Raw genomic sequence first — 8,591 nt, forward strand, 5'->3', positions numbered from 1 at the left:
CCGACAACGCGGCGAGCGTGCGTGCCGGGCACCGCACGGCAGGAACGAGTTCGACGACACCCCCAGGGCCCGCCCGTTCCCGCACCAGCCGGAGGTCACCTCTCATGTCCCGCCCACCAGCCGCCCCCCGCGCGTCGAGACTCCCGTCCCTCACGGGACTGCGCTTCATCGCGGCACTGCTCGTCTTCTTCTTCCACACCACCTGGCAGACCCGGTTCGTCGGAGGCTCGGGGGGCGACGCGCTCGGTGACGTGTTCGCCAACGCCGGCTTCTACGGCGTCACCTTCTTCTTCGTCCTCAGCGGCTTCGTCCTCACCTGGTCGGCGCGGGCGAACGACACGGCGCCCCGGGTCTGGCGGCGCAGACTGGCGAAGATCTTCCCCAACCACCTGGTCACCTTCGCCCTCGCCGGCGTGCTGATGCTGATCGCGGCCGACCCCTTCACCACCAAGGGCACCCTGGCGAACCTCTTCCTCCTCCAGGCCTGGTTCCCGGACCTCACCGTGCCGAACACGATGAACGCGGTGAGCTGGTCCCTGTCGGTCGAGCTCTTCTTCTACCTGAGCTTCCCGTTCCTGCTGCGCCTGCTGAGCCGGGTGCCGGTGGCCCGGCTCTGGCCGCTCGCCGCCACCCTCGGCGCGTTCACGGTCATCGCCCCGGTCGTCGGCCAGTACGCCGTCACCGGGACACCGCTGCCGTTCATCGACGACGGCACGCTCTCCTTCGAGCAGATCTGGTTCGTCTACTTCTTCCCGCCGGTGCGCGCCCTGGAGTTCCTCCTCGGCATGGTGGCCGCGCGGCTGGTGCTGGAGGGTGTCTGGCCCAGGATCGGGCTGCTCCCGGCCGCGCTCATCGCCGTCGGCGGGTACGCCGTGAACTCCTCCGTCCCGTACCTGTACGGGGTGGCCGGCACCGCGGCCCTGTGGCTGACCCCGCTGGTGGCCGCCGCCGCGGTGGCCGACGACCGCGGGAGCCGCTCGCCGCTGCGCGGGCCGGTCCTGGTCCGGCTCGGCGAGCTCTCGTTCGCGTTCTACATGGTGCACGGCCTGGTCGTGACGTACGGCCACCGCTGGCTCGTCGGCACCGGTGACCCGCTGCCGGCGGCGGCCGGGGCCGGGCTGCTGTTCGCCGCGCTGGTGGTCAGCCTGGGGCTGGCGTACGTCCTGTTCACCTGGGTGGAGACGCCGGCCGTACGCCGCCTCGGCGCGCCCCGCCCACCGGCGCCCGCCGCCGTTCCGGCGGCCCCGGCGCACACCGTCACCCTGGAGGCCAAGGAATGACCGCGACAGCAGAGCCGACCGGGAGCACCGGGCCCGCCGGGGCCCCGCCCGCCTACCCGCAGGGGCGCAGCTGCCCCTTCCAGCCGCCCGCCGGCTACGACCGGTACCGCGAGGAGGGGCCCGTGTCCCTGGTGGAGCTCTACGACGGGCGCCGCGTGTGGGCCGTCAGCGGGCACGCGGAGGCGCGCAGGGTGCTGCTGGACGCCGTCACCTTCTCCTCGGACCGGGTGCACCCGCACTACCCGGCCACCGCGCCCCGCTTCGAAGCCGCCCGCAAGGTGCGCAACTTCATCGGCATGGACCCGCCGGAGCACACCGTCCAGCGGCGCATGCTGCTCTCCACCTTCACCGTGAAGAAGGTGGCGGCGCTGCGGCCGGGCATCCAGCGCCTCGTCGACGAGCTGATCGACTCCATCGAGGCCAAGGGGCCCGTGGCCGACCTGGTGACGGACTTCGCCCTGCCGGTGCCGTCCATCGTCATCTGCGAGCTGCTGGGCGTGCCGTACACCGACCATGCCTTCTTCGAGCACCAGTCGCGCCGGGTGGTGACCGGGACCACCACGCTGGAGGACAGCGCCGACGCGTTCGCACAGCTCAGCAGCTACCTGGACGGCCTGATCCGGCGCAAGGAGCAGGAGCCCGGCGACGGCCTGCTCGACACCCTGATCGCCGAGCAGCTCGCGCCGGGCCACCTCTCCCACCGCGACCTGGTCGACATCGCCCTGTTGCTGCTCGTCGCCGGACACGAGACCACCGCCAGTGCGATCGCGCTCGGGGTGCTGACCCTGCTGCAGAATCCCGACCAGCTGGCCGCACTGCGGTCGGACGCCGCACTGCTGCCGGGGGCCGTGGAGGAACTCCTGCGCTACATGGCCATCGCGGACGGCGTGGCCCGCTTCGCGACCACCGACACCGAGCTGGGCGGGCACGCGGTCAAGGCCGGCGACGGGGTGATCGTGGTGATCTCGACGGCCAACCGCGACGAGGACGCCTTCCCCGGCGCGGACGCCTTCGACGTGGCGCGCGGAGCCCGGCACCACGTCTCCTTCGGTCACGGGGTGCACCAGTGCATCGGGCAGAACCTCGCCCGGGCCGAGATGGAGATCGCCCTGTCCACCCTGTTCCGCCGGCTGCCGGGGCTGCGCCTCGCGGTCCCCGCCGCGGCGCTGCCGCTGAAGGAGCCGGGCGGCGTGCAGGGGATCTGGGAACTGCCCGTCACCTGGTGACGTACCGCGTCCGCGTACGTCAGCTCGACAGCACTACAGCCCGACAGAAGGGACCCGAAGAGATGCGCATCACGGCCGACACCCACCGGTGTCTGGGGGCGGGGCAGTGCGTCCTGTCCGACCCCGACCGCTTCGACCAGTCCGAGGAGGGCACGGTGCTCGTCCTGCGGGAGCGGGTGAGCGGCCGGGACGAGGAGTCGCAGGCCCGCGAGACGGTGGCGCTGTGTCCCTCGCAGGCCCTGGCGCTGGAGGTCTGAGGATGCCGGTCGAAGGACGCCTGGCCGACGCGGTGGCCGGCCACCGCGGCAGGCTGCTGAGCCTCGCCGAGCTGGCGCCGGTGCCCGGGACGGACGTACGGGAGCTGCTGGTGCCGGGACCGGCCGGCGGTCCCGACGTACGCGTTCGGGTCTACCGGCCGCGGGCGGAGTCGTCGGACCTGCCCGCGGTGCTGTGGATCCACGGCGGCGGGTTCTGTCTGGGGAACGTGGACTCGGTGCACCTGGGGGCCGCCCAGGCGGCGCTGCACGCGTCTGCGGTGGTGGTCGCGGTGTCCTACCGGCTGGCGCCGGAACATCCGTACCCGGCGGGGCTCGAGGACTGCTGGGCGGCGCTGGAGTGGACCGCCGGCCACACGGCCGGGCTCGGCGCCGACCCGTCCAGGATCGCGGTGGCGGGGGCCAGTTCGGGCGGGGCGCTCGCCGCCGGGCTCACGCTGCTGGCCCGGGACCGCGGCGGGCCCGCGCTGTGTTTCCAGCACCTGAGCACGCCGGTGCTGGACGACCGGCTGGCGACCGCGTCGATGGACGCGTACGCGGACACCCCGGTATGGAACCGCCGGCTGGCGCGGGAGAGCTGGGAGCTGTACCTGGGCGGCGCCGACCGGGACCGGCTGCCGGAGGCGGCGGCGCCGGCCCGGGCCGCGGATCTGAGCGGGCTCCCGCCCGCCTACCTCTCGACGGCCGGCCTCGACCCGCTGCGGGACGAGGGGCTGCTGTACGGGCTGCGGCTGGCGCAGGCGGGCGTGCCGGTGGAGGTGCACAACTTCCCCGGCGCGTACCACGCGTTCATGGGCGGGGTGGGCCCCGAGGAGCAGCGGCGGATCGGCGTGGAACACCTCACGGCGTTGCGTGCGGGGCTGCACGGGCCGGCGGCGGACCGGGTTTAGAACGCCCCAAGACCCCCGTTAGAGCAGGTGGCGAGGCTGGCACCGGATTCGTCCTCGACGAGGGAGTACGTGACAGACCATGGCCAAGCCCCGCTCCGCACCGATCGCCGTCGTCGGACTCGCCTGCCGCCTTCCGGGAGCCGCCGACCCCGCCGCCTTCTGGCGGCTGCTCAGCCGGGGCGAGGACGCGGTCGGGCAGCCGCCGGCGGACCGCTGGTCCGCCTCGGCCCCCGCCGGGGGTGCCTTCCTGGAGGAGGTCGACCGGTTCGACGCGGCTTTCTTCGGAATCTCCCCGCGCGAGGCCGCGGCGATGGACCCGCAGCAGCGGCTGATGCTCGAACTGGGCTGGGAGGCGCTGGAGGAGGCCGGGATCCTGCCCGGCTCCCTGGCCGGCAGCCGGACGGCGGTCTACGCGAGCGCCATCTGGGACGACTACGCGGCCCTGCACCACCGGCGGGGCGAGGCGGCGGCCGGACGGCACTCGGTGACGGGCCTCAGCCGGGGCGTCATCGCCAACCGGCTGTCGTACGTCCTGGGGCTGACCGGTCCGAGCCTGACCGTGGACGCCGCGCAGTCCTCGTCCCTGGTGGCGGTCCACCTCGCCTGCGAGGGGCTGCGCAACGGCGACGCCGACCTGGCGGTGGTCGGCGGCGTGAACCTCATCCTGTCGCCCGGGAGCAGTGCGGACAGCGCGCGGTTCGGTGCGCTGTCCCCCGACGGCCGGTGCTTCACCTTCGACTCCCGGGCGAACGGGTACGTGCGCGGGGAGGGCGGGGTCGCCGTCGTGCTGAAGCCCCTGGACCGGGCGGTCGCCGACGGGGACCGGGTGCACTGCGTGATCCTGGGCAGCGCCGTCAACAACGACGGGGCGTCCGCCGGGCTGACCGTTCCGGACCGCGGGGCGCAGGAGGCCGTGCTGCGTGCCGCGCACGCCCGGGCCGGTACGGACGCGGGATCGGTCCAGTACGTCGAGCTTCACGGCACGGGGACGCCGGTGGGCGATCCCGTCGAGGCCGCCGCGCTGGGTGCGGCGCTCGGCGCGGGCCGCCCGGCGGACGCGCCGCTGCTGGTGGGTTCCGCGAAGACCAACGTGGGCCATCTGGAGGGCGCGGCCGGGCTGGTGGGCCTGCTGAAGACCGCCCTGGCGGTGTCCCGGCGGCGCATTCCGGCGAGTCTGAACTTCCGCAACGCGAACCCGGCGATCCCGCTGGCGGACCTGGGTCTGCGGGTCCAGACCGCGGAGAGCGCGTGGCCGGCCCCCGAGCGGCCGCTGCTCGCCGGCGTGAGCTCGTTCGGCATGGGCGGCACCAACTGCCACGTGGTGGTGGGCGAGGCCGCCCCGGTGGCCGCCGGGCCGGGCGGGGACGGCGACGGCGGCTCCGGGCCCCTCGCCTGGCTGCTGTCCGGCCGGGACGGGGCTGCGCTGCGCGGGCAGGCCGCACGGCTGCGGGAGCACCAGGGGGACGACGCGCACGACCCGGTCGACACGGCCTTCTCGCTTGCCGCGACCCGGACCCGCTTCGACGCGCGGGCCGTGGTGGTGGCCGGGGACCTGGCCGGGCTGCTCGACGGGACGGCCGCACTGGCCGCCGGCCGGGACCATCCGGCCGTGGTCCTGGGCACCGCCCCGGGCCCGGCCCGTACGGCTTTCCTGTTCACCGGCCAGGGCAGTCAGCGGGCGGGAACGGGACGCGAACTGTACGAGACGTACCCGGAGTTCACCGCCGCCTTCGACGCGGCGCTCACGGCGCTCGACCCGCACCTGGACCGCCCGCTGAAGGACATCGCCTTCGGCGACGACGACACCCTCCTGAACCTCACCCAGTACACCCAGCCCGCCCTCTTCGCCCTCGAAACCGCCCTGTTCCGCCTGCTGGAGAGCTGGGGCGTCGCTCCGGACCGCGTGGCGGGCCACTCGATCGGGGAGCTGACGGCCGCGCACGTGGCGGGTGTCCTGTCGCTGGAGGACGCGGCCCTGCTGGTCGCCGCCCGCGGCCGCCTCATGGGCGCCCTGCCCACCGGCGGCGCCATGGCCGCCGTCGAGGCCACCGAAGAGGAGATCCTCCCGCTGCTCGGCGCACGGGTCTCCCTCGCCGCCGTCAACGGACCCGACGCCGTCGTCGTATCCGGCGACGAGGACGAAGTCGAACGGATCACCGGCCACTTCACCTCCACGGGACGGCGCACCCGACGCCTCACCGTCAGCCACGCCTTCCACTCCCCCCACATGGACCCCGTCCTCGACGAGTTCCGCACCATCGCCACCGGACTCACCTTCCACACCCCCCGCATCCCCGTCGTGTCCAATGTGACCGGCGGCTTCGCGACGGCCGAGGAGCTGGCCTCGCCCGACTACTGGACGCGGCACATCCGCGAGGCCGTCCGCTTCCACGACGGCGTACGGACCCTCGACGCGGACGGTACGACCGTCTACCTCGAACTCGGCCCGGACGCGGTGCTCACCGGCATGGCCCGCCGGACGCTCCGGGAGCCGGGCGACGGCCGCGGAGCCCTCTTCGCGGGGCTGCGCCGGGGCCGGCCGGAGGCCGCGCACCTGCTCGCCGCCGTCGCCGGGGCCCACGCGCACGGCACGGATGCCGACTGGGAGGGTCTGTTCGCGGCGCGCGGCGGCCGGCCGGTGCCGCTGCCCACGTACGCGTTCCAGCGGGAGCGCCACTGGCTCGACGCTCCCCCGGCGCAGAGCCCGGACGCCCCCGAGGCGGCTCCGGCCGCACCCTCCGGACGCCTGACGGGACCGTCGGCCGACGCCGACGCCGACGCCGACGTCAGGGCGGGTGTGGCCGTTCCGCACCCGGACCTGACCGAACTGGTCCGCACCCACATCGCCTTCGTGCTCGGCCACGTCACGGCCGGGGCCGTGGACTCCGCACGCAGCTTCAAGGACCTCGGCTTCGACTCCCTCTCCGGCGTCGAGCTGCGCGACCGGCTCCAGGCGGCGACGGGGCACGCGCTGCCCGCCGCGCTGGTCTACCACCACCCCACCCCGGACTCCGTGGTCCGCCTGCTGGAGGAGCGGTACGCCGGCACCGGCACCCGTCCTTCCGGCGACGGCACGACCGCCGCCGGCGGGACCGCGGCGGACGCGGCCGACCCCGTGGTGATCGTGGGGATGTCCTGCCGCTACCCGGGCGGCGTCGGCTCCCCGCAGGACCTGTGGCGGCTCGTCGACTCCGGCACCGACGCCATCGGCCCGTTCCCGGCCGACCGGGGCTGGGACCTGGCCGGCCTGTACGACCCCGACCCCGACCACCCGGGCACCACGTACGCCCGCGAAGGCGGCTTCCTGGCGGGTGCCGGGGACTTCGACGCCGCGTTCTTCGGGATCAGCCCCCGCGAGGCCGCCGCGATGGACCCCCAGCAGCGGCTGCTGCTGGAGACCGCCTGGGAGGCGTTCGAGCAGGCGGGGATCGCCACGGAGGGGCTGCGGGGCTCGCGGGCCGGGGTGTTCGTCGGCGCGAGCGCGGCGGACTACGGGCCGCGCCTGCACGAGGCGGCCGAGGGCTACGACGGGTACCTGCTCACCGGCAGCGCCGCGAGCGTCGCCTCCGGGCGCCTCGCCTACACCTTCGGGCTGGAGGGCCCGGCCGTGACGGTGGACACCGCGTGCTCGTCCTCGCTCGTCGCCCTGCACCTCGCCGTGCAGGCGCTGCGCCAGGGCGAGTGCGACCTGGCGCTCGCGGGCGGCGTGACGGTGATGCCCACGCCGGGCATGTTCCTGGAGTTCAGCCGGCAGCGCGGGCTGGCTCCGGACGGCCGGTGCAAGCCGTTCGCCGCGGCGGCGGACGGTACCGCCTGGGCCGAGGGGGTCGGTCTGCTGCTGGTGGAGCGGCTCTCGGACGCCGAACGCAACGGACACCGGGTGCTGGCCGTCGTCCGCGGCTCGGCGATCAACCAGGACGGTGCGAGCAACGGCCTGACCGCGCCCAACGGCCCCTCCCAGGAACGCGTCATCCGCCGGGCCCTCGCCTCCGCGGGACTGACCGGGCGGGACGTGGACGCGATGGAGGCGCACGGCACGGGCACCCGGCTCGGGGACCCCGTCGAGGCGGACGCGCTGCTCGCCACGTACGGCCAGGACCGCCCGGAGGGGCGGCCCCTGTACCTGGGGTCGCTGAAGTCGAACATCGGCCACGCCCAGGCGGCGGCCGGCGTCGGCGGGATCATCAAGATGGTCGAGGCCATGCGGCACGGCGTGCTGCCGCGCACCCTGCACGTGGACGAGCCGTCCGCGCACGTCGACTGGTCCGCGGGTTCCGTGGAGCTGCTCACCGAGGCCCGGGAGTGGCCCTGGGCGGAACGCCCGAAACGGGCCGCGGTGTCCTCGTTCGGCATCAGCGGCACCAACGCGCACGTCATCCTGGAGCAGGCTCCGGAGGCGCTCGTACCCGATACCCGGCCGGACGCCCGGCCGGACGCCCCGCCGGTGCTCGTACCGCTGTCGGCGCGCACCGCGGACGTTCTGCCGGCGCAGGCCGAGCGGCTGCGCGGATACCTGGCCGGACAGGAGGATGCGGACCTCGCCGAGGTAGCCGGGGTCCTGGCCCGCGGGCGGACCGCGCTGGAGCACCGGGCGGTCGTGCTCGCCGAGGACCGGGAGGGCCTCCTCGCGGCGCTGACCGCGCTGGCGGCCGGGTCGGAGCATCCGGCGGTGGTCCGGGGCGCCGCGTCCGGCAGGGCCCGTACGGCGTTCCTCTTCACGGGGCAGGGGAGCCAGCGGGCCGGCATGGGCCGCGAACTCTACGACACCTACCCGGAGTTCACCGCCGCCTTCGACGCCGCAATCGCCGCGCTCGACCCGCACCTCGACCGCCCGCTGAAGGACATCGTCCTCGGCGACGACGACACCCTGCTGCACCTCACCCAGTACACCCAGCCCGCGATCTTCGCCCTGGAAACCGC

At 74.8% G+C, this 8,591-nt stretch carries 5 protein-coding genes; all 5 read left to right on the forward strand.

Annotated elements, in window-relative coordinates:
* Window positions 1-104: 104 nt before the first annotated feature.
* Entirely contained in the window at window positions 105-1,280 is a 1,176-nt protein-coding gene (locus tag ACZ6S8_RS29120) for an acyltransferase family protein (protein ID WP_469460379.1), read from the forward strand.
* A complete protein-coding gene (locus ACZ6S8_RS29125) occupies window positions 1,277-2,506 on the forward strand; it encodes a cytochrome P450 (RefSeq protein ID WP_469460380.1) in 1,230 nt (409 codons plus the stop codon). Before ACZ6S8_RS29120 ends, ACZ6S8_RS29125 begins: the two co-directional genes overlap by 4 nt.
* A gap of 62 nt (window positions 2,507-2,568) precedes the next feature.
* A complete protein-coding gene (locus ACZ6S8_RS29130) occupies window positions 2,569-2,763 on the forward strand; it encodes a ferredoxin (protein WP_469460381.1) in 195 nt (64 codons plus the stop codon).
* A gap of 2 nt (window positions 2,764-2,765) precedes the next feature.
* Window positions 2,766-3,671 (forward strand): alpha/beta hydrolase, encoded by a 906-nt coding sequence (locus tag ACZ6S8_RS29135; RefSeq protein WP_469460382.1) that lies wholly within the window; start codon window positions 2,766-2,768, stop codon window positions 3,669-3,671.
* A gap of 79 nt (window positions 3,672-3,750) precedes the next feature.
* Window positions 3,751-8,591: beta-ketoacyl synthase N-terminal-like domain-containing protein (locus ACZ6S8_RS29140; protein ID WP_469460383.1), on the forward strand; the 4,841-nt coding region annotated here is incomplete at its 3' end.

This window comes from Streptomyces sp. NPDC048461, assembly GCF_055587105.1.